This is a genomic window from Terriglobia bacterium, assembly GCA_020072565.1.
Lineage (GTDB): Bacteria > Acidobacteriota > UBA6911 > UBA6911 > UBA6911 > JAFNAG01.
The window spans coordinates 1-24,737 of record JAIQGI010000003.1; the positions used below are offsets into that span (position 1 = coordinate 1).

General features: G+C 58.1%; 25 protein-coding genes. 6 read left to right on the top strand and 19 right to left on the bottom strand.

Going from position 1 to position 24,737, the window contains the following annotated elements; genetic code table 11:
* The 4 genes from tuf to rpsL form a co-directional block, all read right to left on the bottom strand.
* On the bottom strand, positions 1-139 hold a 139-nt coding region (gene tuf / locus LAP85_02050), incomplete at its 3' end, for an elongation factor Tu (protein MBZ5495157.1).
* 20 nt (positions 140-159) lie between these two features.
* Positions 160-2,253 (bottom strand): elongation factor G, encoded by a 2,094-nt coding sequence (gene fusA, locus LAP85_02055; protein MBZ5495158.1) that lies wholly within the window; start codon positions 2,251-2,253, stop codon positions 160-162.
* 14 nt (positions 2,254-2,267) lie between these two features.
* The gene (gene rpsG, locus LAP85_02060) at positions 2,268-2,738 is read right to left on the bottom strand and encodes a 30S ribosomal protein S7 (protein ID MBZ5495159.1); all 471 of its coding nucleotides are present in this window, start codon (positions 2,736-2,738) and stop codon (positions 2,268-2,270) included.
* Positions 2,739-2,890: 152 nt separating this feature from the next.
* Entirely contained in the window at positions 2,891-3,265 is a 375-nt protein-coding gene (rpsL, locus tag LAP85_02065; protein ID MBZ5495160.1) for a 30S ribosomal protein S12, read from the bottom strand.
* A gap of 459 nt (positions 3,266-3,724) precedes the next feature.
* On the opposite strand from rpsL, the gene LAP85_02070 reads away from it, so the two are divergent.
* Both LAP85_02070 and LAP85_02075 read left to right on the top strand, forming a co-directional pair.
* Positions 3,725-4,111 (top strand): single-stranded DNA-binding protein, encoded by a 387-nt coding sequence (locus tag LAP85_02070; protein MBZ5495161.1) that lies wholly within the window; start codon positions 3,725-3,727, stop codon positions 4,109-4,111.
* A 172-nt stretch (positions 4,112-4,283) separates the two neighbouring features.
* A complete protein-coding gene (locus LAP85_02075; protein ID MBZ5495162.1) occupies positions 4,284-6,473 on the top strand; it encodes a PBP1A family penicillin-binding protein in 2,190 nt (729 codons plus the stop codon).
* Positions 6,474-6,526: 53 nt separating this feature from the next.
* On the opposite strand, the gene LAP85_02080 is transcribed toward LAP85_02075, so the two are convergent.
* Entirely contained in the window at positions 6,527-7,501 is a 975-nt protein-coding gene (locus LAP85_02080; GenBank protein MBZ5495163.1) for a polyprenyl synthetase family protein, read from the bottom strand.
* A gap of 160 nt (positions 7,502-7,661) precedes the next feature.
* On the opposite strand from LAP85_02080, the gene LAP85_02085 reads away from it, so the two are divergent.
* The gene (locus tag LAP85_02085; GenBank protein ID MBZ5495164.1) at positions 7,662-7,805 is read left to right on the top strand and encodes a hypothetical protein; all 144 of its coding nucleotides are present in this window, start codon (positions 7,662-7,664) and stop codon (positions 7,803-7,805) included.
* 30 nt (positions 7,806-7,835) lie between these two features.
* On the opposite strand, the gene metG is transcribed toward LAP85_02085, so the two are convergent.
* The gene (gene metG, locus LAP85_02090; GenBank protein MBZ5495165.1) at positions 7,836-8,228 is read right to left on the bottom strand and encodes a methionine--tRNA ligase subunit beta; all 393 of its coding nucleotides are present in this window, start codon (positions 8,226-8,228) and stop codon (positions 7,836-7,838) included.
* Between the two features lie 81 nt (positions 8,229-8,309).
* A complete protein-coding gene (gene larC, locus LAP85_02095; GenBank protein ID MBZ5495166.1) occupies positions 8,310-9,539 on the bottom strand; it encodes a nickel pincer cofactor biosynthesis protein LarC in 1,230 nt (409 codons plus the stop codon).
* Between the two features lie 286 nt (positions 9,540-9,825).
* On the opposite strand from larC, the gene argS reads away from it, so the two are divergent.
* The 3 genes from argS to LAP85_02110 are packed head-to-tail and all read left to right on the top strand — an operon-like array spanning position 9,826 to position 12,829.
* Positions 9,826-11,796 (top strand): arginine--tRNA ligase, encoded by a 1,971-nt coding sequence (argS, locus tag LAP85_02100; protein MBZ5495167.1) that lies wholly within the window; start codon positions 9,826-9,828, stop codon positions 11,794-11,796.
* A gap of 6 nt (positions 11,797-11,802) precedes the next feature.
* Positions 11,803-12,273, top strand: a complete 471-nt coding sequence (locus LAP85_02105) for a hypothetical protein (protein MBZ5495168.1) — start codon at positions 11,803-11,805, stop codon at positions 12,271-12,273.
* Between the two features lie 28 nt (positions 12,274-12,301).
* Positions 12,302-12,829: a hypothetical protein gene (locus LAP85_02110; GenBank protein ID MBZ5495169.1), complete on the top strand. Its 528-nt coding sequence runs from the start codon at positions 12,302-12,304 to the stop codon at positions 12,827-12,829.
* A gap of 63 nt (positions 12,830-12,892) precedes the next feature.
* Here the strand turns inward: LAP85_02110 and LAP85_02115 are convergent, their stop codons facing one another.
* From LAP85_02115 to ffh, 12 genes are all read right to left on the bottom strand, one after another.
* Entirely contained in the window at positions 12,893-15,310 is a 2,418-nt protein-coding gene (locus LAP85_02115; GenBank protein MBZ5495170.1) for a zf-HC2 domain-containing protein, read from the bottom strand.
* The gene (locus tag LAP85_02120) at positions 15,307-15,792 is read right to left on the bottom strand and encodes an RNA polymerase sigma factor (GenBank protein ID MBZ5495171.1); all 486 of its coding nucleotides are present in this window, start codon (positions 15,790-15,792) and stop codon (positions 15,307-15,309) included. Before LAP85_02120 ends, LAP85_02115 begins: the two co-directional genes overlap by 4 nt.
* A gap of 632 nt (positions 15,793-16,424) precedes the next feature.
* Complete coding sequence (locus tag LAP85_02125) at positions 16,425-17,093, bottom strand: thiamine phosphate synthase (protein MBZ5495172.1); 669 nt, start codon at positions 17,091-17,093, stop codon at positions 16,425-16,427.
* On the bottom strand, positions 17,080-17,436 hold the full coding sequence (locus tag LAP85_02130) for a hypothetical protein (protein MBZ5495173.1): 357 nt from the start codon (positions 17,434-17,436) through the stop codon (positions 17,080-17,082). Before LAP85_02130 ends, LAP85_02125 begins: the two co-directional genes overlap by 14 nt.
* Positions 17,426-20,188 (bottom strand): tetratricopeptide repeat protein, encoded by a 2,763-nt coding sequence (locus LAP85_02135; GenBank protein MBZ5495174.1) that lies wholly within the window; start codon positions 20,186-20,188, stop codon positions 17,426-17,428. Before LAP85_02135 ends, LAP85_02130 begins: the two co-directional genes overlap by 11 nt.
* Entirely contained in the window at positions 20,175-20,795 is a 621-nt protein-coding gene (locus LAP85_02140; GenBank protein MBZ5495175.1) for a ribonuclease HII, read from the bottom strand. The genes LAP85_02135 and LAP85_02140 overlap by 14 nt, the downstream gene beginning before the upstream one ends.
* A gap of 12 nt (positions 20,796-20,807) precedes the next feature.
* Positions 20,808-21,188, bottom strand: a complete 381-nt coding sequence (gene rplS / locus LAP85_02145) for a 50S ribosomal protein L19 (protein ID MBZ5495176.1) — start codon at positions 21,186-21,188, stop codon at positions 20,808-20,810.
* The gene (trmD, locus tag LAP85_02150) at positions 21,185-21,889 is read right to left on the bottom strand and encodes a tRNA (guanosine(37)-N1)-methyltransferase TrmD (GenBank protein ID MBZ5495177.1); all 705 of its coding nucleotides are present in this window, start codon (positions 21,887-21,889) and stop codon (positions 21,185-21,187) included. Before trmD ends, rplS begins: the two co-directional genes overlap by 4 nt.
* Before the next feature lie 108 nt (positions 21,890-21,997).
* Positions 21,998-22,531 carry a ribosome maturation factor RimM gene (gene rimM, locus LAP85_02155; protein ID MBZ5495178.1) on the bottom strand — a complete coding sequence of 178 codons (534 nt, stop codon included), beginning with the start codon at positions 22,529-22,531 and terminating at the stop codon, positions 21,998-22,000.
* Positions 22,531-22,761, bottom strand: a complete 231-nt coding sequence (locus LAP85_02160; protein ID MBZ5495179.1) for a KH domain-containing protein — start codon at positions 22,759-22,761, stop codon at positions 22,531-22,533. The genes rimM and LAP85_02160 overlap by 1 nt, the downstream gene beginning before the upstream one ends.
* 76 nt (positions 22,762-22,837) lie before the next feature.
* Positions 22,838-23,107 carry a 30S ribosomal protein S16 gene (gene rpsP / locus LAP85_02165; GenBank protein MBZ5495180.1) on the bottom strand — a complete coding sequence of 90 codons (270 nt, stop codon included), beginning with the start codon at positions 23,105-23,107 and terminating at the stop codon, positions 22,838-22,840.
* A 74-nt stretch (positions 23,108-23,181) separates the two neighbouring features.
* Entirely contained in the window at positions 23,182-24,516 is a 1,335-nt protein-coding gene (gene ffh, locus LAP85_02170; protein MBZ5495181.1) for a signal recognition particle protein, read from the bottom strand.
* Between the last annotated feature and the right edge of the window lie 221 nt (positions 24,517-24,737).

Here is a 24,737-nt window from a genome sequence, read left to right on the forward strand (position 1 = left end):
TCCGAATCGCCACCTTCGGATCCAGCTTGTGCAATACCTGCGTGATCGCCGACGTCAACGTCGTCTTGCCGTGGTCAATGTGCCCGATCGTCCCGATGTTGACGTGCGGCTTGCTGCGATCGAATTTCTCCTTCGCCATGGAAACCTCCAGACTCCTGCCTATTTAGTGACTACTCTCCCGCGGACCCGCGACATGATCTCTTCGCTCACGGCTTTGGGTGCCTCCTCGTAGTGCGAGAAATGCATGGAATAGGTAGCCCGCCCCTGCGTCATTGAGCGCAGGTCGGTCGAGTAGCCGAACATCTCTGAAAGTGGGACTTTGCACTTGATGATCGTGGAGCTCATGCGCGATTCGGTCGATTCGACGCGGCCCCGGCGTGCATGCAAGTCGCCCGTAACGGCACCCATGAAATCCTCGGGCACCACCACTTCGACGTCCATCATCGGCTCCAGCAGGACCGGCTTGGCGTGCCTGGCCGCTTCCTTCAAGGCCATCGAGCCGGCGATCTTGAACGCCATTTCCGAGGAATCCACCTCGTGATAGGAACCGTCGAGGAGTGTAGCCTTGACATCCACCATTTCGTATCCGGCCAATATTCCGGTTTCCAGGGCTTCCCGGATGCCCTGCTCCGTTGGACCGATGTACTCTCGAGGGATGGCACCGCCGACGATTTCATTCTCGAACACGAAACCTGCTCCTGGCGCATTCGGCTCGATCGCAATCTTGACGTGGCCGTACTGCCCATGCCCGCCCGTCTGGCGGATGAACTTGCCTTCCGACTCGGCGCGCTGGCGGATCGTCTCGCGATAGGCAACTTGGGGTTTGCCCACATTTGCAGCCACTCCGAACTCCCGCACCATGCGATCGACGAGAATTTCGATGTGGAGTTCTCCCATGCCCTCGATGATCGTCTGCCCGGTGTCCGGATCCGTGTGAACCTTGAAAGTCGGGTCCTCACGGATCAGTTTGCCCAGAGCCATGGAGAGCTTTTCCTGGTCTGCCTTGGTCTTGGGCTCAATGGCAACGGCAATGACCGGAGCCGGAAACTCAATTGCTTCCAGCACGATCGCGTGTCGTTTGTCACAGATTGTGTCCCCAGTGCTCACATTCTTGAGGCCGACGGCGGCTGCAATGTCACCGGCGTAGACTTCCTTTATCTCTTCGCGTTTGTTGGCGTGCATCTTCAAAAGCCGGCCCACGCGCTCGGAGGAGTCTCTGGTGGAGTTGTAGATCGTCGCCCCCGTTTGCGCCTGCCCGGAATAGACACGGAAGAATGCAAGCTGGCCGACGAAGGGGTCGGTCATGATCTTGAAAACCAGCGCGGCGAAAGGCTCGTCGTCCGCTGCATGACGAACTGGGGCCTCTTTGCTCACACTGACGACGCCGCGCACGGCCGGCACATCAAGCGGTGAAGGAAGAAAATTGACGATCGCGTCGAGCAGCTGCTGTATGCCCTTGTTTTTGAAGGCCGCCCCGCAGAGAACAGGCACGAACTTCAGACCGATGGTCCCCTTGCGCAGGGCCGCCTTGATTTCCTGTTCCGAAACCTCGGCGCCTGCTACGTACTTCTCCATGAGGTGATCGTCGACGTCAGAGATCACTTCGAGCATCTGTTCACGATAATGGGCGACTTCCTTGCGATACTCCTCCGGGACCTCTTCCACCACGAAATCCGAACCCAGCGTTTCTTCTCTGAAGACGATTGCTTTTTGCGAGATGAGATCGATGACGCCGCGGAACTGATCTTCGATGCCGTAGGGGATCTGGACCGCCACGGGAATAGCCCGAAGCCGGCTCCTGATCATGCTCAGCACGCGCGGAAAGTCCGCACCCGGACGGTCCATCTTGTTCACGAAGCCGATGCGCGGGACGTGATACTTGTCGGCCTGGCGCCACACGGTTTCCGATTGCGGCTCGACTCCCTCCACCGCCCCGAACAACGCCACGGCACCGTCGAGCACACGCAGGCTGCGTTCCACCTCGGCGGTGAAATCCACATGCCCCGGCGTGTCGATTATATTGACGCGGCAGTCGCCCCAGAAACAGGTGGTGGCGGCCGATGTGATGGTAATGCCGCGCTCCTGCTCCTGCTCCATCCAGTCCATCGTGGCCGTACCTTCATGCACCTCCCCCAGCTTATGGGTGATGCCAGTGTAATAGAGGATCCGTTCGGTCGCAGTGGTCTTGCCCGCATCAATGTGCGCCATGATACCGATGTTCCGGGTCCGTTCTAAAGGTACTAAGCGTGCCACCTTGTGCTGCCTCGTTACCACCGATAATGAGCAAAAGCCTTGTTGGCTTCGGCCATCCGATGGGTGTCTTCCTTCTTCTTGATCGCCCCACCGCGATTGTTGGAAGCGTCCATGATTTCCGCAGCAAGCTTCTCCTTCATGGTCTTCTCGCTGCGGGCGCGGGCGTTGGAGATGATCCAGCGGATTGCCAGGGAAGTGCGCCGGTCCTGCGCCACTTCGACAGGCACCTGGTAGGTAGCGCCACCCACGCGCCGGGACTTCACTTCCAGAACGGGCCTGACGGCGTCCATTGCCTTCTTGAACACCTTGACCGGATCATCTTTGGCCCGTTCCTTGATTGTATCCAAGGCACCGTAAAAATTGCTTTCAGCAACGCTCTTCTTCCCCGCGATCATCATGCAGCTGATGAATTTGGTGATGAGCGTGCTGCTGTAAATGGGATCCGGCAGGGTTTCCCGCTTTGGTACTTCTCTCCGCCTCGGCATACCTGAAGATCTCCTGCTACCTCTTTTAATAATTCCGGTTCGCCCTGGGATAAGAAATGCTTCCCCAGAGAGCGAAACTCGTCGGCTCTGGCAAATGCCTTCCGAAGATTCTCGCGGGGCGTGAACCCTAAGACGGCTTTTTGAAGGAGTGGTTAGCTTTTGGGCCGCTTGGCACCATACTTGGAGCGGGATTGCTTGCGCTCCTGGACTCCGACGGAATCCAGAGTTCCCCGCACCACATGGTAGCGCACCCCAGGAAGGTCCTTGACACGTCCACCGCGGATCAAAACGATGGAGTGTTCCTGCAGGTTGTGCCCGACCCCCGGAATGTAGGTAGTCACCTCAATCCCGTTGGTGAGCCGGACACGGGCAACTTTGCGAAGAGCTGAGTTCGGTTTCTTGGGTGTGGATGTGTACACCCGAGTGCAGACTCCTCGCCGTTGCGGACTCCCCTGTAAAGCCGGACTCTTCGTCTTATAACGAATCTTCTTTCGGCCAGATCGAACCAGCTGATTGAAGGTTGGCAAACTCTTTTCTCCTTTACCTTCTGCAATGGCCAGACGCTGATATTGCCCTACCGAGGACAGCACGCCTGAACCATAGGGAAAAACCGCTCAAATGTAACAAAGAGGGTCTTATGTGTCAAGCAAATAGCCTGTACGCCTGTACAGGAAAAACCGCGCCGTGCGGCTACGAAAACAGGAATTCAGCACCCGGCACGTGGGCAACGGCTCTCCGGCAAATGGCCCAAATCGCCATCCGGCTGGTGGCCGCACGACCCCCTGCCCGCGCCAGGCCGCCACCACCCTGGGTCGTGCGCCGCGGCAGATGGCCTTCTTCCTTTGCCTGGTTGCTTCCGATTTTCCTGGGTAGATTTTTTGGCTCAAGCGGCCCGGGCGCCGTTAGGTAGATTGACGGATCATCGCACCTGCGCAGCCCCTCATTGGACCGGACGCAGAGGACCTGCATAGTAAAGGAGAGAGAAAATGGGCAGCATGAACAAGGTCATTCTCATCGGGCGCCTGGGAAAGGACCCGGAGGATCGAGTCACCGCCGGAGGCACTCGAGTGTCGAATTTCAGCCTGGCGACAAACCAGTTTCGCCCCGGCAACGGCAATGGCGCCGCACAGGAAACCACCGAGTGGCATCGGATCGCCGCATTCGGCAAAGCCGCAGAATTGTGCATCCAGTACCTGCATAAGGGGAGTCTGGTCTGCGTCGAGGGTTCCCTGCAGACACGCTCGTGGGAAAAACCGCCGGGTGAGCGCCACTATATGACGGAAATCATCGCCGCGCGGGTGACCTTTCTCGATACCAAAGCCAAAGGGTTGCCGCAGAGCGATGCCGCACCAGCCGAGGCCGACGCATTTTGACACTTGAAGTGTGGACAGACACCATCGCGGGCGATGCCATCCGTCTATTCATTCGTCATTCGGTCTTCGCCATTCTGATATAATTCGCTGCGACATGCTATCAGCAGGACTTCGGGTACAGAAACGACGCCGGCTGCCCCGGTGGCTTTATGGGCTGTTCGGAATCCTGGCGATGTTTTTCGCTCTGGCCGGGATTGCTTTCGGCGTTCTGCTCGGATACGAGTACAACCTTCCCAAGATCCAGAGTCTCGAGGATTTCCGTCCTGACGTCATCACGGATCTTTACTCCGACGACAACAAGGTCATAGGGGAATTTGCCATCGAGCGGCGCATCGTGGTCACCTACGAGGAGATCCCAGCATACCTGCAGCTGGCAATCCTGGCAGCCGAGGACGAGAGGTTCTTCAGTCATTCCGGAATCGATTATCTGGCCACGCTCCGGGCGGTCTACAAAGACATCATTTCGATGGAACGCGCGGAAGGAGCCAGCACGATCACGCAGCAGCTCTCGCGTCTCCTCATGGGCAACACCGAGAAAACCTTCGATCGCAAGGTTAAGGAGCTCCTCATCGCCTGGAAGATCGAGAAAAGATATTCAAAGCGGCAGATCTTTACGCTCTACTGCAACCAGCACTACTTCGGCCACGGCGCATTCGGCGTCGCCGCGGCGGCGGACACTTACTTCGGCAAACAGCTCAAGGACGTCACGCTCGATGAATGTGCGATGATTGCGGGACTGCCGAGGAACGTCTCGATCTACTCTCCGTTGATGCACCCGAATGCGGCGCTTGCCCGCCGCAACTATATCCTTGATCGCATGGTCGCCGAAAAGATGATCTCGGCCGGTACGGCCAAGGAAGCCAAGGCTAAGCCGCTGATGCTGAAACCGCGCACGCGCAACACGGATCTGGCGCCTTACTTCGTCGAATGGGTGCGCCAGTCGCTGGCGGACCGTTACACGACCGATGCCATCTGGCGCAAGGGCCTGCGGGTCTATACGACCTTGAATATCGACATGCAGACCGCAGCGAATAAGGCGCTGCGCGAGGGTTTGCGCAGCCTGGATAAAAAACGCGGCTGGCGCGGACCCATCACGAACGTGCTCAAGGATCCTTCGGTGCGGCTCGAAACCTATGCCCATCCGGACTGGCGTTCCCTTCTGCGCCCGGGCGACCAGGCGACCGGGCTGGTCGAGAGTGTCGACGACCCGCAGATGACGGTCAGGATCGGCAAATACCGCGCCACGCTGGGTCCCAAGGAAATCGCCTGGACCAAGGCCAAAGTGCCGTCACAAATCCTCAAGGGCGGGGACCTCGCAACCTTTCAGGTCACCGCGCTCGACGACGTCCATAAAACCGCCACTGTCGTGCTGGACCAGATCCCTGAGGCGCAGGGGGCACTGATCACTCTGGACAACGCCACCGGAGAGATCAAAGCCATGGTCGGAGGCTACGATTTCGAAACCAGTGAGTTCAATCGTGCCACCCAGGCGTGGCGCCAGGTCGGCTCCACCTTCAAGCCGTTCGTCTACTCGACCGCCTTGGAAATAGGAATGGATCCGGAAAGCACCATCATGGACGAGCCCGTCAGTTTTACCGACGCACTGGGAAGGGTGTGGAATCCGGTAAATTACGACGGCAAATACAAGGGCCAAATCACGCTGCACGAGGCGCTGATCGAATCACGCAATGTGCCTACCATCAAGCTGGCCTCAGAAATCGGGATCAAGACGGTGCTGGTGATGGCGAGACGATTCGGCCTGACCGGCCAGTTGGAGCCCTATCTGCCGCTGGCCATTGGAGCCTGCCAGGCCACGCCCCTGGAAATGGCCACGGCTTTCACCGTTTTCCCCAACCTGGGAATCCAGCCGAAACCTTACTTCATCCGCAAAATAGAAGACTACGACCACGTCAAGAAGGAACAGGCGGAACCACGGACGCACAAAGTTCTCGAACCCGACATCGCAGAGCAGATGCTGAGCCTGCTGCAGGATGTGGTGCAGAACGGCACCGCCAAGGCAGCTAAATCAATGAGTCGTCCCCTGGGCGGAAAGACCGGCACTACCAACGACTTTGCCGATGCCTGGTTCGTTGGCTTCAGCCCCTCGATCACCACCGCCGTATGGGTCGGATTCGATTCCAAGAGAACGCTGGGTGACAAGGAAGCCGGAGCCGTCGTCGCACTGCCCATCTGGATGCAGTTCATGCAGGAAATCCTCAAGGGCAAACCGGTCGAGGCGTTTCCGACTCTGGAAATCCTCACCAACCTGTCAGCAGCCGGAAACCAGGAGATCAATCCGATCAAGCCCAAGAAGCTGTTCGTCGAGGATCTTCCGGGATCCACCCGGGCCCGCAAAAAATGACGGGATGCTCTGAAACCCTGCCGCAATCCCATCGCAAATGGAGGCGGCCCGGTTCAGCGGTCGCGTTCTACAATGTACTCCGGGATGGCCATCAGCGCATCGCGCGCCTGACAATCAGGGCAATCGGCAAGATACCCTTTGGCCTGACGGGCATACTCATGGGCCTTTTCGAGAACCCGATCCGCGGTTCCATATTGCCGCACCAGGTCCAGAACTTTATCCCGATGGACACCGCCGAAACCGTCTTCACGAATGATGGTCCGTATCAGCTCACGATGTTCCGGTTCTCCGTCACGCATCAGGTAAATCAGGGGGAGAGTCAGCTTCCCTTCCTTCAGGTCACTGCAAACAGGCTTCCCCAGAGTGCTTTCGTCGGAAGTAATGTCGAGGACGTCGTCGACCATTTGGAAGGCCATGCCCACGTTCAGGCCGTAGAGCCTGAGAGCTTCCTCCTGTTCCCCGCTCGCCGAACCCAGAATGCCCCCCATCTGAGTGCACGCCGAGAAAAGGAAAGCCGTTTTGCGCATCGAAATGTCCAGATGCTGCGCCTCGGTCACGTCGGGGTTCCGGCTCACGCTCAGCTGGATAAGCTCGCCTTCGATCATTTTTCTGGTCACGCTGGTAAGAATGTCGAGGATCTTGAAGTGCCGCTCGCCCAGAGCCATCTGGAACGAGGTCATGTAGAGCCAGTCTCCCATCAGGACAGTGATCTCGTTTCCCCAATGAGCGTTGACGGAAGCGTGACCGCGGCGCATCTTGGCGTCATCGATGATGTCGTCGTGCACCAGAGTGGCGGAGTGAATCATCTCAACGACTGCACCGAGCCTGTGGCAAGCGGGCCCCTCGAACCCGCACATCCGTGAACTCAACAGGAGCATCGCGGGGCGGATGCGCTTGCCACCGCTGTCATGAATGTAGCGGCCAATCCGCTCGATGAGTTGCACATTGGAACTCGACTGGCGGTACAGCTCCTGTTCGACTTGTGCCAGCCCCTTTTCAACCAGCTTGTAGAAATCTTGTGGATTCAAATTGCACTCTTCACTGCGTTGTTCCGAACCTGTTCAATGTCGCATTGATCTTATCACAGGTTGACAGCCGGCGCTGGAATAGCCGCCGCGTCGGGTGGGCATCGGTATCACGACCGCACTTGCGGCCGTTCCGCAGCCGAAAAACACTGGATCCCCTTCGATGGCGATCGCAATCCTGACGGGATTCAAGACGCTGATCCTGCACGAGCATGGTCTCCCGCGGGGCTCGCGTAGTCTGACCTTTCCCGCGCGGGAACTTCGGAAACGGCGCGCCGGATGCGAGCCGGAGCGCAATGCGAAGTGACGATTATGAGGCAGATCCGCACGCCATCCTTCACTTGAGCAGGGCGCCGTTGGGAACATCTTCGGCAAAGGTGGCCAGGATCGGGCGTTCACCTGCGGTCGCCGCGAGGACCATGCCATCGGATACGATGCCCATGAGTTTGGCGGGCTTCAGATTGGCCACAAGGATGATCTTCCGGTTGAGCAGATCCGCCGGCTCATAAGCCCCGGCAATCCCCGCCACCACCTGGCGCATTTCGGAACCGATGTCCACCCGCATTTTTATGAGCTTGCGCGAACCTTCCACCCTCTCGGCTTCCAGGATCTGGCCCACCCTCATCTCGACTCTGGCAAAATCTTCAATGCCGATTTTTGACGCTGCAGGCGGCTGGGGCGGAGGGGCGACAGGTTCCTGTGTCGGTGGGTCGTGTTTGTCTTCAGGCATCTCTAACAACCTCCGGTTACGTATTCACGAAATGCACGAAAAACACGAGAGGGCTCTCGTGTTTTCCCGGTAATGAGCGGATTACGAACTTTGATCCAGATCGAGGAAGGCCCGCGAAGCGGCGGCCATAACATCCTTCAGGGCTGCACCCGTTTCCAGCGCCAGACGGCGGCAGCATTCATACTCCGGTGCGTAGTTCACCCGCCGCCCGTCCCGGAAAGACACCTTGATCGTAACCGCGCCGTATACAGTGTTCACCTCCACAAATTCACGGTCGAGCGTTTTACGCCGGGCGAGCAGGCATCGGATACCGATGGTCGTCGTTTCCGCAAAAATAAGCGCGGCCATGGCGTCGACCTGATCGGGATTGCACACTACCGAGAGCAGCATGCCGGGCCGATTTTTCTTCATCTGCGCCGGGACGGCAAAAACGTCAAGCGCACCGGCTTCCAGGGCCTTCTCCTGAAAGTAGCCGTACACCTGGGGGCTCATGTCATCCACCGTTGCCTCGATAATCGCGACTTCATCACCGTGCGCATGGCCAGAGTCCATTGCCGCCTCTTCACCCAGGGTCACTCTCAGGACATTTGCGACACCTGGGATATCCCTGCTCCCCGCGCCGTAACCGATGCGGCTGACCCTCATCGGCGGCCGTGGTCCAAAGCTCTCCGCCATGGTTACCAGGAGAGCCGCGCCCGTCGGCGTGGTCAATTCGCCCGCTTTCACAGCCGCGTAGATGGGGACGCCCTTGAGCAGTTCCACTGTCGCTGGCCCCGGCGCGGGATAAACGCCGTGCCTGCATTCGAGCGTGCCCTGTCCGACATTGACATCCCCAGAAATCACACGCACCGGCATCAGTTCTTCGATGGCCACCACGGTTCCGACCATGTCGACGATGGAATCGACGGCGCCGACTTCATGGAAGTGCACATCGTCCGGCTGCTGGTTGTGAATCCTGCCTTCGGCTTCCGCCAGCTTGTGAAATGCTTCCATTGATTTTTGCCTGGCCCAGTCGGACAGCCCGCTGGATTCGATCATGGCGCGGATATCGCGGAAGCTGCGGTGAGCCTGGCCATGCGCCCCCTGCTCATGGCGTTGAACGTCGAACTTTGTGGCCTGGATGCCGGCGCGTGAGCAGCTAGTGGCCGAGAGACTGTAGCCTCCCAAAGTCAGCAGCTGCAGCTTCTGCTCCAGCCGCACGAGATCCATGCCGAGGTCGAGCAAAGCACCCAGCAGCATGTCGCCGCTTATGCCTGAAAACGGTTCGATGAAGAGGATCCTCCCGGATCGTTTTCCCTCGTCGGATGTCATAAGCGTGGAGTCTAGGTGTCGTCCCGAGGTAAGTCAAGGCCTGCAAGACCTCGTGCGCCTAGCCTCGAGCTTCAGCAGCTCAACACAGAGGCCGCGGAGGACAACAGTGAGCGCAGAGCATTTTTGGCCCCAATCCGGAACCCCGTTCCTCCTGCGCGCTAATCTTTTGCTGTTCAACAACATTTTAAAACAGGCCGGAATGTCCCCTTTTTCGCCGGCGCATTGAATTGGCGGTGCCAGTAGGGTATGTTTTGTCGGCCCAGTCGTCTGAGGAAACCTATTTCCGATGATATCCGCCCTTACAAGAAATATTGCAGGCAGGTTGAGGAGCATCATCCTCGAGAAGTATCGGGTTGCGTACGAATCGTTGCCTTTTGCGGCCCCGCCCCGCATCGAGATGGGAGAGCTGGCGCTCCCGATCGCCTTCGATCTTGCCCGCAAAGTCCGGCGCGCCCCCAGGGAGATCGCACAGGAGCTGGCACTGGAAGCGCGGGCAATCCCGGGAGTGTGGAAAGTGACCGTGGCCGGCGGCGGGTATCTCAACTTTTATCTGGATCGCGCCGGCCTGGCGCTCCGCCTCTTGCAGAGCATCGAAGCGAAGCTCTACGGTCGGGAACCGGAACCGGATACAATCGGCAAGATCATCGTCGAGCACACGAACATCAACCCGAACAAGGCTGCGCACATCGGTCACCTGCGCAACGCCGCGCTCGGCGACGCCTTCGTTCGCTGCCTGCGGTTTCTGGGACACACCGTCGAGGTTCAAAACTACCTCGACAATACTGGTGTCCAGGTTGCGGATGTGGTCGTGGGGCTGGAGCGGATGCTCGGCAAAACCCTTGAAGACATTAACGCGCTCGAAGGCAGGTTCGACTATTACTGTTGGGATGTCTATGCACGTGTCGCCCAATTTTACGGGAAGTCCGAAGAAAATCTGAAGTGGCGCAGTCTGACGCTGCAGGCAATCGAAGCCGGGAATAATCCCACTGCCGAACTTGCACAGCATGTCGCGATGCGGATTGTGCGCGCTCACCTGGCAACCATGGCGCGCATCAACGTCTACTATGACCTCCTCCCGCGGGAGAGCGAGATCCTTCATCTGCATTTCTGGCAGAGAGCCTTCCAGCTGCTGCGCGAGCGCGATGCTGTCTATTTTGTCAAGGAAGGCAAGAACCGCAATTGCTGGGTGATGATGACGGGCGCAGGGGGGGAGGCATCTGCTTCCCGGAAAGACCTGGAGGACGACGAGAAGATCATCGTCCGCTCCGACGGCACGGTGACCTATGTCGGCAAGGATATCGCCTACCAACTGTGGAAATTCGGATTGCTGGGGCTCGATTTCAAATATCGCCCCTTTCAAGCCGCCGGGGACCGTGCCATATGGATGACGGCCATCGACGCACTGCCCGGAGTGAGCGCCCCCGCGTTCGGTCGCGGCCGGCGCGTATTCAACGTCATCGACAGCCGCCAGGCCTACCTCCAGAATATCGTATTGCAGGGTTTAGAAGCTTTGGGGTATGAGGAGCAGGCTGCAAATTCGGTCCACTTTTCGTACGAAATGGTGGCCCTAAGCCCCGCGTGCTGCAACGAGCTTGGCTACGAACTCTCCGAAGAGGAGAAAAACCGTCCCTATGTTGAAGTCTCCGGCCGCAAGGGTCTGGGCGTCAAGGCCGACGATCTGCTCGACGCACTCGTGGCCAAGGCGCTGGCAGAGGTCAGGGCACGACATGCACTGACCGACGAAGAGGCGGGGCAGATTGCCCGAGTCATCTCCGTGGGCGCACTCCGCTATTTCCTGCTGCGATTTGCGCGCAACACCGTCATAGCTTTCGATTTCAAGGAAGCACTGAGCTTCGACGGGGAAACGGGTCCCTACGTCCAATATGCAGTCGTGCGGGCGAACAACATCTTCCGCAAGCTCGAAGATGCCGATGGCAAGGGACATCTCGCGAGGATTGACCCGGCAAAGCTCGGCGACTTTCTGGCGGGCAACGACGACATTTGGGAGATCACCTACCAGGCAGCACGCCTGCCTGAGATCGTGCGCCAAGTGGCGCAATCACTCGAACTGTCGCAGTTGTCCAAATACGCATTTCACCTCGCGCAAAAATTCAATATCTTCTATCATAAATACCACATCCTGTCCGAAGCCGATCCGGATAGGAAGGTGCATCTGCTGTTGGTGGTAGAACTGGTACGAAGCCAATTGACCAAAGCGCTGGACCTCCTGGGATGTGAGGTTCCGCCGATGATGTAACAGCCTATGATGCTCCAATCCCTCATCTTCGTCTTCACGATGGCGATCTGGTTTCAGGGCGGCATCCCGCCGCCGCAGGCATCTTCTGCCGAGTGCGTCACCGCAGTCGAGAAAAAACAGCTGGCGGCTGAGGAGAAGATCGATGGCCGCATCAAGATCTATCGCCAGATCTCGGAGCGGCTGCACCAGGCGGTGCAAAGTGACGTCGCTAAGAAAGACTTCAATGAGGTTCCCGCTCTGGTCCGTTGCTGGAAGGAACAACTGACTTCGTCCCTGAAAGACATTGAGACCAATATCAACCGCAAGAAGAAGTCCGGGGCGCTGATCAATTACGAGATCCAGCTGCGCAAATCCATCGTCGATATGAGCGACGCCCGCCTTAGAGCTCCTTTACAGCAACAGAGCGAATTTGAGTCCTGGCTCGCTGAGGCCAACAGGATTCGCGAAAAGTTCGTGGACATCCTCTTCCAGAGGTGAATTTCCAGGGGAGGCGAACGGGAACATTATGAATCCCATCATGCGAAGGACCTGCACTCTGATGCTCGGCTTGATGATCGCCGCAAGCGCTCGCCCCGGACCGGCCAAAGATTTTCTGACCCCGCAGGAAATCGCGAAAATCCAGGATGCCCAGGAGGTCGACCAGCGCGTCAAAGTCTACCTCGAGGCTGCCGCCTTGCGCCTGAAAACAGTGGCCGACCGCCTGGCAGCCAAGGAGTCGATGCCGGGAGATCCTCTGGAGTTTTTCAGCGTTGAGGACATGCTCGATGGCTATTACAAAATCCTGCACGCAGTGATGTTGAACCTCGAAGACGCGTCGCGAAATCCCAAGACTGATCAAAAGAAGTTTCAATCAGCCATGAAGAATCTGAAGGCAGCCACCGAAGTGGCCGGCAGACAGCTCGAGCTGCTGAAAAAGACAACCGAAGATCAGCGCAAGGAAGAAGCGTGGAAGCTCATCGGCAAAGCCATCGAGATCACCAACGGAGCCCGCGAGGGCGCGGCAAACGCTGTTTCAAAAAAAATCCCGTCTTAGTCCTGGGCTGATTCCGCGCATCAGTATTCTCGCCTGAGTCCGGGCGATAAGAATTATTCGTTCTTACTTCAGTCCAGTCGCCACCGATCCCTGCGAAACGCGCACTGCGACCGTCAGGCCGGGAGCGTTTCCGGAGGGGACATCGGTCCAGAGCATCCCGCCATGCGCTGGAATGGTCACTCGTTCCGTGGAAAAGACTCTTTTGCCCGACATGAGGGCCAGTTCGACGCAGGCATCTTCTCCGGCGGGGTTGGCAAGCCACAGGCTGACTCCGAGCTGGTTGAACCATGCCAACGGGAAAGAACGGTCACCAATTACCCGCTCCGATTCCATGGGGAGCCCAAGCATAGTTCCAGGGTCCTGTTCGCTTTCGCGAGATCCGACCAGGTAGAGGTTGCTGAGTGTTTCCCAGTGACCGCCTGGACCGAGGCAGGCGGGTAGATCTCTCGATGGCAACACCGAGAGAGTCGAGGAGCCATTCACCAAAATGGCGATTTGCGCGATCAGCTGCCCTTCACAATTGTAGCCACTCCACAGGGTGTGTGCGGGCAATCCCATGTGGTTGGTTACCAGATACGCCGCTTCTGCCGCGTAGGAGCCTTCGAGCCCGAGCACCGGCCAGATCAGATGCAGAGAAGGCCGTGGCGGGGCGATCAGTTCAGCGATGCCGAAGAGCTCGCGGGTTTTGAGGGAGATTTTGCCTTTAATCACCGACGTGTCCCCACTCAGGGGAGCGCGGTTGTAGGAGCCCGCGGCGGACATACTGCCGCCAAGAACGCTCCAGAGATGCCGCACGACCGGGGGCGGGGCCGGTGGCACGAATGTAGCTGCAGTGTTTGCCAGGGATCGCGGCACTGCCGCTGACGGGGACAGTTCGGCAGCACCGGGATGAAATTCTGCAGCCGCTCCGGTGCTGACCGGGGAGGCTTGCAGTGTGGAGTCCTGCGGCTCATTCCGGGTTGAAGGGGCGTGAGCTTCTGGCGCGCCAATCGCCGGGCTCCCGATCTCGATGATCCCGACCTGGTGATCCTCCTTCTTGATCTGCAGACCGAGCGCCTTGCCGATCCAAGCCGTCGCCTCCGCCGGGTTCAGCGCCGAAGCATGCAGGGTGATCGGCAGCCCTTCGGCCTCGGCAGCAAGCCCGGGTAGATCGGTCACGGCCGAGCGCAGAATTTGAAAAGCTCGACCGGCCGGCATGGCGCGGAAGTCGAAGGAGATAAGTCCGTTCTGAGACCTCTCAAAGCTGAAACTCCCCTTGATCCAGTCTGGTGTCGGCGTCGGGTTCGACGGCCCCGCAGTCATGGCATGGAAGGCCTTCTCCTGCCGGAAGGAAATGGGCAAGCCAAGCGCAGTCCCAACCGAGGATGCCACAGATTGCGGGCGCGAGTTTGCAAGGAATCGCAGGCTGCCGGCCACGTTGGTATCTTCGCCGCCACGGACTTCGGCAGCAGTCGACCATTCGAGCAACTTCTTGAGACTGATGTTGGCTGCCTCGACCTCCAGGCACAGCCCTTCCGCATCCGCAGTAAGAGACGATGAGAGTGCGCCCCTCCCAGAAGCGCCGGCGACAACTCTGAGAGATGCTTCCACGGCCTTGGGGAGCGCCGAGTTGGGGGCAGGCGGAGTCTCGGAGAAAACTGCAGTCTCGCCCGCCGGGACTTCCCGGGTTCCCTGCGCCGCTTCAATCCTCACCTTCCCGTCCTGGACGCTGACTTCACCGATAGAGACGACCGTCCCGGTCAGAATCTCCGAACGGTCAGCCGCCACCTCCAGCTGTGGCACGGACAGTTGGGTCACTCTGACGGTGAAGCGGCCGGCGGATGAGGTCACCGAACCTGCGGGTGTGCGCACCTGAAAATCCTGCGCTCCGGTCTGGATCTCGGACAGGAGAGCTCCACTCATCAGAACTACCTGGTCACGGGATTGTAGGCCGTTGTCGGGGAAATGCGCCAACGTCCCCGCGTCCAGGGTCAGGCGGCAGGAGTCGCGCCACAAGATTTCGGGAGCGCCTCCCATCGGATTGCGCAACCAGTCACCTGGATGCAGGAGTTCGCCTGCAGTGGCGCGCACCCACGCAGCCGATTGCAGCACTTCCAGCTCACCCGGATCTATGACCTTGGCATATCCAACGCCATCCCTGCTTGAAAAGAACTGGCTCAGAACAACCATCGCCGCCAGAATGACCGCTGCCGCTGGAAGCCATCGAACCAGACCATACCCTCCCCGCGCTCGTGGTATTGCCTTGCCGGTCCCCCTCTCCTGCAAGGGATTTGCGGGCAGGACTTTCCTGACAAAACCATCGCCCAATACATGGCGGCCCAGGTGGCTGCGCAAATGAGTGCCTTGAAGCTGCCAATGTTCCAGTAGCGCCCGGCAATTCTCGCACTGGGACAGATGGTCCTCAACCTCGGCAGTCTCCGAGGAGGAGAGTTCTCGATCCAGGAGTCGAGACAGCATGGGAGGATATTTTGAGCAGGTCATGATAGATCGCTCCCGAGTTTCATGTCTTCAAGCTTCGCGCGAATCATTGAGCGCACCCGGTAGAGCTTCTCGCCCACTGCGGAAACGGTCATACCGAGCACATGGGAGATCTCCTTATAAGAGAGATTGTCGATATGTTTCATGACGAAGATCTCGCGATAGTCCTGCCTGAGCGATCCCAGGGCCACGAACAAGTCATCCTCTGTAAACTCAACCACCAGCTCATCACGGGTAGAAACCGGCTTCTGGAAAACCTCCTTTTGCAGTCCCCTGTTCTGGTCCAGCGAGACCCAGTGCGGATTGCGCCGGATGGTGTCAATGCACTTGTTGCGGGCGATCTTCAAGAGCCACACTTTGAATCGCGCTCCATCACGCAGGCTGGCAAGGGATTGAAACGCCTGAACAAACGTCTCCTGGGCAATATCCTCAGCAGTCGAGAAGTTGCCGACATAGTTGTATGCCAGACCCAGTACGGTGTTCATATGGTCCCGCACTAGCCGCTCGAATGCAGCGGGATCGCCATCTATGCATCGTCGCACAAGCTCAGAGGTAGGATCCATGCCCCTTGCCTGCCGAAACAAGCTGAATGCGCTCAATATGAAGTCGGTTGAATGCGCAAATATTAGAGCAGTACAGCGTCAAACAGCACAGCCGCACTTGCCCCCCAACCGAGTATAACGCGAAGACAATCACAAAACAGCTGCGAAGCGCATGGCCGCATCCAGAAATTATCAACGTAGTTCCTCATGCGCCGGGGCGCACCCTGCCACGCATGAAAATGGCAATTTACCGCCATACCTCTTCGGTCATGGCTCGTGATCGTGGTCGTGATCGTGATAGGCAGTTTATGGGTATCAAAAAAAGCCGATCACGACCACGATCACGATGTTCATCAGGAGAGCTGTTTTCGGAGCAGCCGCTCATGCGCCGGGGCGCACCCTAGGATGCATGAAAATAGGGGCGATGTTGGGAGACATGAGGTGGGCGCGGGCGGCCCGACCGCGCCCGGCAGAGTCAATTTTCGGAACAGTTCGCTGAGATTGTAGAGACGGCTTACATTCTTGTCTCTTGGGCAAGAATCTGATGGCCAGGGGTACGAAGAGCCCAAATCTTGTCATCGGGTCCATGTTGGTTCATTGCGCTCGCTCAGGCGCTGTGTTCGCCAATTATTGCTGCTGCGAGAGAGGAGATGCAGGTTTTGCTGGAATAGGCTGATGCCTGCGATGCCAGAAGCGCCAGCCTTGAGAACGCGGCCTATGCGGTCGGGCCCTATGCCTCCCAGTCCGAAAACCGGTATGGAGAGAGCGGAACAAATCCGGCTGAAGTGGTTCAGTCCCAGTGGATTACCATAACCGATCTTGGATGCCGTGCGGAAGATCGGACCCAACAGGATGTAATCAGCACCATCGACTGCAGCGCGCCGGGCCTCGCGCAACGAGTGAGTTGAGACCCCCAGAACAAAACCTATGGGAAGATGCGGCCTTAGGTCGGAAGCTCTGATTCCTGCCGACGGAAGGTGGACGCCATGGGCGCCCCCCGCAAGGGCAACATCCGGTCTGCCATTGACCAGAATCCGGCATTGGGTGCCGCAGGCCAGCGCCACCGCATTCTTTGTCAGTTTAAGAAGTTCGCGGTCGGGGAGGTCTTTTTCTCTCAATTGAATGAAGTCGACCCCCCACGACAGGACGCGTCTCATGTTTGAGATCAGGGCGGGAAAGGAAGCGACAGGCAGTTGATGGCGGTCCGTGATGTAACAGAAGACCGGCCGCCTAACGCGGGACAAAGGCCCCGGAACCTTTTCGGAAGCGCACAATTTCCTGCAGTCCTATGAGCACATCCACGACTCCCAGACCCAGGATGGCCCCCTTCAGGAAGGGATTAAGCATAAACGGACGCAAGCCCGGGAATCGATAGAGAAGATAATTATTATGCCAGAAATCCGTCCAGGGAAGGAGAATCAGAACGCCGCCGACTACCAGCCAATAAACGACCGGCACCAGCTTGTGAACAACCTGATAGGCTGCCAGAAGGGAGTCGTAAATTCTCTCCAGTAGGGAGACAGAACGTGGCCTGCCTCCGTTTTCGAGACCGGGATTCGGAAACCCAAGAGAATTCCTAAGGGGCATGCCGTTCGAGCCCGCTCTTGAGGTCATCGATCCTTTGGGCTACGTCGCGATAGCTTGGATCGACGCCGAAAATCGTGCCAAAGCACTCCAATGCCCGCTCGGGATCACCCGCCATAGCATGGGCAACGCCCATATCATACCGGAGGGCGGTCGCTTCGTGTGAAGAAATCTCCTTGATATTCAATCCGGTCTGGCACCAGCGGATGGCTGAGCGAGGCATACCCTTTTCCAGGAAGCAGGTGCTCAGCATCCCGCAGCACTGGATAGTCTCCTTGGGCGATTTCGAGGGGTTCAGTGCTTTCACCGAGGTTTGGAATTCCTTGATTGCATCTTCGATCAGTCCCATTTCGTGAAACGCGGTGCCGAGATTGAAGTGGGTCTCGAAATCCTCCAGAGCGATCTCCTGATCGGTCAGGGAGTTCACTTCAGCGATCAGGTCGGCAAACATGGAGTTGTCTGGAACTTCAGCGGTGGACCGGCTCATGGCCGGAGGCACGTGGGTTGATTCGGCCACAGGGGGCACGGCAAACGCTTCCACCCTCGCAGGCATCTCGAAGGCCTCTTTGCTGGCCGGCTCAAACCACTGATTTTCGCCGAAGCGGCCGGTCGCAATCTGCAGGTCACTCTCTGACAGGTCGCTGCGAGTGGAGGAGGGTGATGCAACTGCTTTGACGCCTGCGGGAACCAAGGGGGCATGTGCCGGACGTCCAGGTTCCGAAGCCGTTGTCGGGTGTGCGGAGAGACTCGGCTCGGGTGGTGCCAGTGCGATCACATTCGCAGCCTCGGTGGGTGCGAGACCAAGCTGGGTGTAACGTGGTGCCAGTTCCGGGTGGCCCGGGAAGGCCAACGCGATCTCGTCGAGTTTCGCACGAGCCTCGTCCTGAAATCCCAGGCGGATGTAAAAGTCGACCTCCTGCATCTGCTCTTCAATCGACTCCGGCGCAGGTGATTGAGGAATCTCCTGCGGGAACTCTTCGGCGATGGCATCGGGTGGGCCCCCGGGTTGATTCTCTACCCGACCCGGCACCCCTTGCCCATCACCTTGCGCATCTTTAAAGAAAATCTCGGACAAGTCGCCCGACAGGTCGACTTCCTGGCTCCCGCCGGTCTCCTTAACCGGGGCTGCCCCCTTTGCGGCTTCCAGGTTGATGCCACGCTCTCGAGCAAAAGCGGTCACATCCAGGTCGGCATTTGCCCAATCCGGAGCGAGCTTGCCGGCTTCGTCCCATGACTTCTGAGCTGCTACTAAATCGCCCGACTTGCGGTGTAGAACGGATAACAAGACGCACTGTTCGGCCGCCCGACGATGCTCGCCGGATTCGCCATAGAGTGACAATAGCCGGAGCTTCACTTCCTTATCCGTGGGTCTTTTGGCTTCCAGGGTGCGCAGAAGCTGGAGGGCTTTGTCCTTCATCCCATAGTTGAGAAGAAGGTCGACTTCGATGACAGCGGAACCGGTGTTGTCGTCGCCGGCCAGACCGACGGCGGCAATACCCGCGGAAGCGTCCAGGCTGGAGGCAAATTTGCGCTGGGCTTCCATCACGCCTCGTGGCTTTTTATAAGAAGCCCCGGGGAAAGCCTGCTCGAAGAGCTGGCGATGCTGGGCTAGGTGCGTCTCGCTTTCCGGATGAATCTCCAGGATTTTTGCAACCGTTTCCAGGGCTTCAGCCGGGCTGCCCGAATTTTGATAGAGCTGCGTCATCTTCTCCAGCACGGCGACTTGACGCACATCCTCGTTGGTGCCGGTGAGTATGTCGGCCAGCTTCTTCAGGGTTGCCAGGTGGGCGGGATGGTCCGCCAGGATCAGGTCATAGGCCTCCGCGAGTCTTGCTGTCTCTCGGCGGCAGATGAGGACAGGGGCGATCTGATCCAGGCAGCCTAAAGCTCGATCCGGATCACCTGCTTCCAGAAACAGCTTGCTTAAAACCAGGAAGTTGCCGTAGCGGGAGTCGTCGGTACGGATCGCCGCCCGGAAACACGGCTCGGCATGCTCGAGGTCACCTGAAGCCAGATAGGCTCGACCCAGCAGTTCCTGTATTGCGGGATCGTCGGGAACACTGCTGATTGATTCCTTGACCTGATCCAGCGCTCCTTGGAGGTCGTTCGCCTGCAATGCAGACTCGAGAAAGCCCTTCAACGCCTCGGAACTGGTCAAGTTGATCGCAAGAGCACGCCGGAACGACGCCATTGCGCCCACAATGTCGCCGGTTTTCATCAGGGCACGCGCAGCGCCCACGAATAGCAGCTGTGCCTTTTCCTTGCCGTCCTTCGCCAGGTAACTCTCCGCCAGCTTCAGCTGCATCGGAGCGTTCATGGGGTCGATTTCGACCACCTTCTCGTAGGCTTCCAGGGACTCACTCGTCTTTCCTTCCCGGGCGCACATATCGCCGATGTACATGTACTGGCTCCGGGCTTCGACGTTCATCCCCTGGCGTGCACACAGGGAAGCGAGCAGCAAGTTCACTTCCATGTTTTTCGGGTCGATGTTGAGGATCTTCTTGTAGACCGCGATCGCTTTCAGCAGGAAATTGTTGCGGGCGTAATTGTCCGCCACGCGGAGGAACAGGCGATTTGCATCACTCACCTTCCCCTGTCGGAGGTACAGGTCGCCGAGGGTGTTGAGGGTCAGGACGTCTTCAGGTTCTTCCTTGGCGATCTTGAGGTACTCGCTGATCGCGAGAGAAATCTTGCCCTGCTGGACATACCGTTCCCCGTCACGCAGGACTTTGGCTTTACTGTCACTGGCCATCATTCGCTCCCACGGGTCGGACGCTTCGAAAAGTTTGTCGATGATAGGGAGAAGGTCCGTGGCTGGCAATCGCGCGCCGATGAAACTCGGTGCCATAACCCATGTTACGGTCGAAGCCGTAATGCGGGTACTCCGACGCCAGAGAGGTCATAACAGCATCGCGCCTCACCTTGGCCACGATGGATGCGGCGGCTATGGAGTAAGAACGGGAGTCGCCCCCGACAATACCGATGCAGGGCAACTCGAGTCCTGGGAGTACGAAACCGTCCACGAGCACCACGTCGGGCACCACAGGCAGTTGGGCGACGGCTTGATGCATGGCCTTATAGGTGGCCTGCAGAATGTTGATCCGATCGATCTCGGATTCGGAAACCCAACCGAAGCCCACGCCCAGCGCCTCCGTATGAATCCGTTCCGCCAGCAGCCGCCGCTTTCGCGCGCTCAAGACTTTGGAATCGCGTATTGAGCCATAATCCCCCGCCCCGTCAAACACGACCGCCGCGGCCCAAACCGGGCCGGCCAGCGCCCCACGGCCTACCTCATCGACTCCCGCAATGATTCGAAAGCCGGTCTGCCGCAGAGTCTTCTCGAAGTAATCGTAGCTCCACATGGAGGCTGGGCCTTACTCCTCACTCGGAACGCCTGGTGTCTGGCGTTCTGTTTTTCCGACATCCTTCAGCCGGGCAGCTTTGCCACGGCGCCCACGGAGATAGTACAACCGCGCGCGACGCACTTTCCCCTGCTTTACCACCTCCACCTTTTCGATGACGGGAGAGTGGAGCGGGAAAATGCGCTCGACTCCATAGCCGGAAGAGACCTTCCGAACCGTAAAAGTGGAAGATATTCCATGCCGTTTGATGCACAGCACCACGCCTTCAAAGAGCTGGATCCGGTATTTGTCCCCTTCCTTGATCTTGACGTGAACGCGCACTGTGTCACCAGAACGGAGCCTGGGAATATCGGTCCTCAACTGAGAATTATCGACCGCTTGCAGCAAATTCATAACACACTCCTAGGGATTTGATTCTTGACCATCTCTGGTCGGCACTCCCGAGTTTTTTCCAATGCCCGTTCTTTGCGCCATCGGTCGATTCTGGCATGATCGCCAGAGAGCAGGACCTCGGGCACGGACATCCCGCGGAATACGGCTGGGCGCGTATATTGTGGGTAATCCAGGAATCCGGTGCAAAAACTCTCATTCAAAGCGGATTCCTTGTTTCCCAGCGCCCCGGGCAGGAGTCGGACCACCGAATCGAGAATTACCATTGCGGGGATCTCGCCGCCCGTCAGGATATAATCTCCAACCGAGACTTCCCTGTCCACAAGGCTGTCCACAACCCTCTGGTCTACCCCCTCATATCGGCCGCAAATGAGGATTGCATGCGGAATTGTCGCGAATTGGAGGGCCATTTCCTGCGACCAGGGTCTGCCTTGGGGTGAAAGGAGGACTACCTGGGACTCTGTCTTGCCTTTCTGCCCGCGGCAAAACTCGACAGCATCGAACAGGGGTCCGGGCATGAGAACCATGCCTTCGCCGCCCCCATAAGGACGATCATCCACAGTCCGATGCTTGTCGGAGGTGAACTCGCGCAGATCCACGATCCGGGCATCGAGGACCCCGGAATGCCGAGCGCGCCGCAGGATCCCGCACGCCAGAACACCGTGGAACAGCTCCGGAAAAATTGTGATGATATCAAATCTCATCGCCTGATTCCCGCCGAAAAGTGGTGAAAACGGGGACATTCCGATCTTCCGGCACAACCGGCAGCCTTGCCCGGAATGGAAAGATGGAAAACGGGAATGCGGCCATTTTCATGGGTTCAGATCCATCAAACCTTCCGGTAGTTCTACCAGGATCTCCTTGCGTGCAATGGAAATCTCCTTACAGATTGCGGCAACCACGGGAACCAGGAACTCCCCGTGCTCGCCTCGAACGACAAGCTGATGATTTCCCGCAATGCGCATCACGTCGGTGACCACGCCTAAAAGCTCCCCGCCCCGATTGCGCACCGAGCATCCGATCAGTTCATGATCCCAAAAAGTACCTTCGGGAAGCGGAACAACTTGATCCGCTTCGATTTCAATCCATGCGCCTGTCAATTGCTCAGCATCGGCGATCGAATCGATCGAGCCGAACTTCAGCACCTGCCTGCCCTGATGCTCCCAGCAACGTTCGAGTTCGAGACACTCCCTTCGGCCGTCCGGGAATTCCACCCAGACTCGGTTCAGAAGGCTGAAGCGTGCAGGGAAATCCGTGTGCAGTTCAACTAGAACTTCGCCCCGGTTACTCCGGGGCCTTACGATTCGGGCAATTGCGATATGGGAAGGTCGGGCGGCGGGATCCACTACTCCAGTATTTCCAGGACGAACCGTTTGCGGAGCTTCATCCCGGCCGCGCCCAAAAGGGTTCGGATGCATCGCGCGGTGCGCCCCTGCTTCCCGATGACTTTGCCAAGATCGGATGGGGCCACGCGAAGCTCCAATACCGTGGTTTGTTCCCCCTCAACCTCCGTCACCACCACCTGTTCTGGATTGTCCACGAGCGCTTTCGCTATCATTTCTACTAGAACTTTCATGGCCGCCTCCACTACGAAACCGCATTTCGCACATATTGTGTTCGTGAGCTATCCGGGATACTGGCGATGACAACGGCTAGCCTCCACTGGCAGGCACCTGTGCCGGAGCCTTTTTGATCAGAGAGCGCACCGTCTCGGAAGGTTGCGCGCCACGTTCGATCCAGTGACGAACCCTATCCATGTTCAATTCAACAGATGGCGGGTTTGCCACGGGATTGTAATGTCCCACGATCTCCACGAAACTTCCGTCGCGAGCCTGTCGTCGCTCAGTAACCACAACACGGTAAAACGGCTTCTTCTTCGCACCCATTCGAGTCAATCGTATCCTTAACAAAACTCCTCCCATAGTGTATCGGAACACCATTAAACGATTTCAATTCTGGCATATAACCCGTTTGGATGCAATCGGTATTGCCTCCATTAACCTGGGAAACGCATCCCCTTGAACATACGAGGGATGATGCCGCGGCTCAGGCTTTTCATCATCTTCCGGGCTTCCAGGTATTGCTTCAACAACTGATTGATTTCCTGCACCGGGCGGCCGCTCCCGCGCGAAATCCGCTTCTTGCGGCTGCCATTGAGGATATGGTGAGCCTCACGCTCCCTGGGCGTCATCGAGCTGATGATGGCCTCGATATGTACCAGCTCCTTTTCATCGACCTTCATCTGATTGATCCCGCGCATGGGTCCGATGTTGGGGAGCATCCCCATGATCTGCTCCAGCGAGCCGAGTTTGCGGATCTGGCGGAGCTGATCGCGAAAGTCGTCGAGGGTGAACTCCTCCTTGCGCAGCTTCTCGGCCATTTCGACGGCTTCCTGCTCGTCTACGACCTTTTCCGCTTTTTCGATGAGCGAAAGCACGTCTCCCATGCCCAGGATGCGACCGGCAAGGCGGTCCGGGTAGAATGGCTCCAGGGCATCCACTTTTTCCCCCGTCCCGACAAACTTGATCGGCTGCCCCGTGACAGTCTTGATCGAGAGTGCCGCGCCCCCCCGCGCATCACCGTCCAGTTTGGTGAGCAATACCCCGGTGAGGCCCATGCGGTCGTGAAACTCCTTCGCACTCCGGACGGCGTCCTGGCCGGTCATAGCATCGGCCACCAGCAGGATCTCGGCCGGCTGGGTGACTTTCTTGATCCGGTCCAGTTCGGCCATCATCTCGTCATCGATATGGAGCCGCCCGGCCGTGTCGATCAGGACTACATCGTAGCCCGCGTTGCGCGCGTGGCGCATTCCCTGCTCGGTGCGTGCAATAGGATCATCATTGCCCGTCGCGTCAAAATAGCCCAGCTGGTTGTCCGCGCACAGGACACGAAGCTGCTCAACTGCCGCAGGCCGGTACACATCCACGGAGAACAGCAACGGCGTGTGGTTGTTCCGGGACAACCACAGCCCCAGTTTGGCAGCCGTGGTGGTTTTGCCCGAGCCCTGCAGCCCTACCAAGAGGTAGACGGTCGGGGGCTGTTTGGAGAACTGGAGTTCAGCCTGAGTACCCCCGAGAAGCTCGATGAGCTCATCCCGTACGACTTTCACAACCTGCTGCCCAGGGGTCAGGGACTCCAGCACCTCCTGGCCCAGGGCGCGTTCTTTCACTCGTTGAACAAAATCCTTGGCGATCTTGAAGTGGACATCGGCATCGAGGAGAGCATTCCTGATCTCCCGGCCCGTTTCGTCGATGTGACGTTCCGAAACGCGGCCCTGGCCACGAAGGTCTTTAAGGATTTTTTGGAGCTTGTTCGACAGATTCTCTAACATCACACAACCTGGGCAGACAGCGGGTTTCGACTGGTGAACCGGGCTCCATTACATTAATATTATCTCTTTCTTGCAGGCAAGAGCACCCGCAGACACCCTGAACCGGCAAATCTATTAAGCGTACTTATGACAGATTTTTCAGTCAAGGCATTTCGAACCGCCAAAGCGCCAGGATGCCGGGACACCAGCAAGACGAGTTTCAAAGCCCCGGTGCCCCAGCG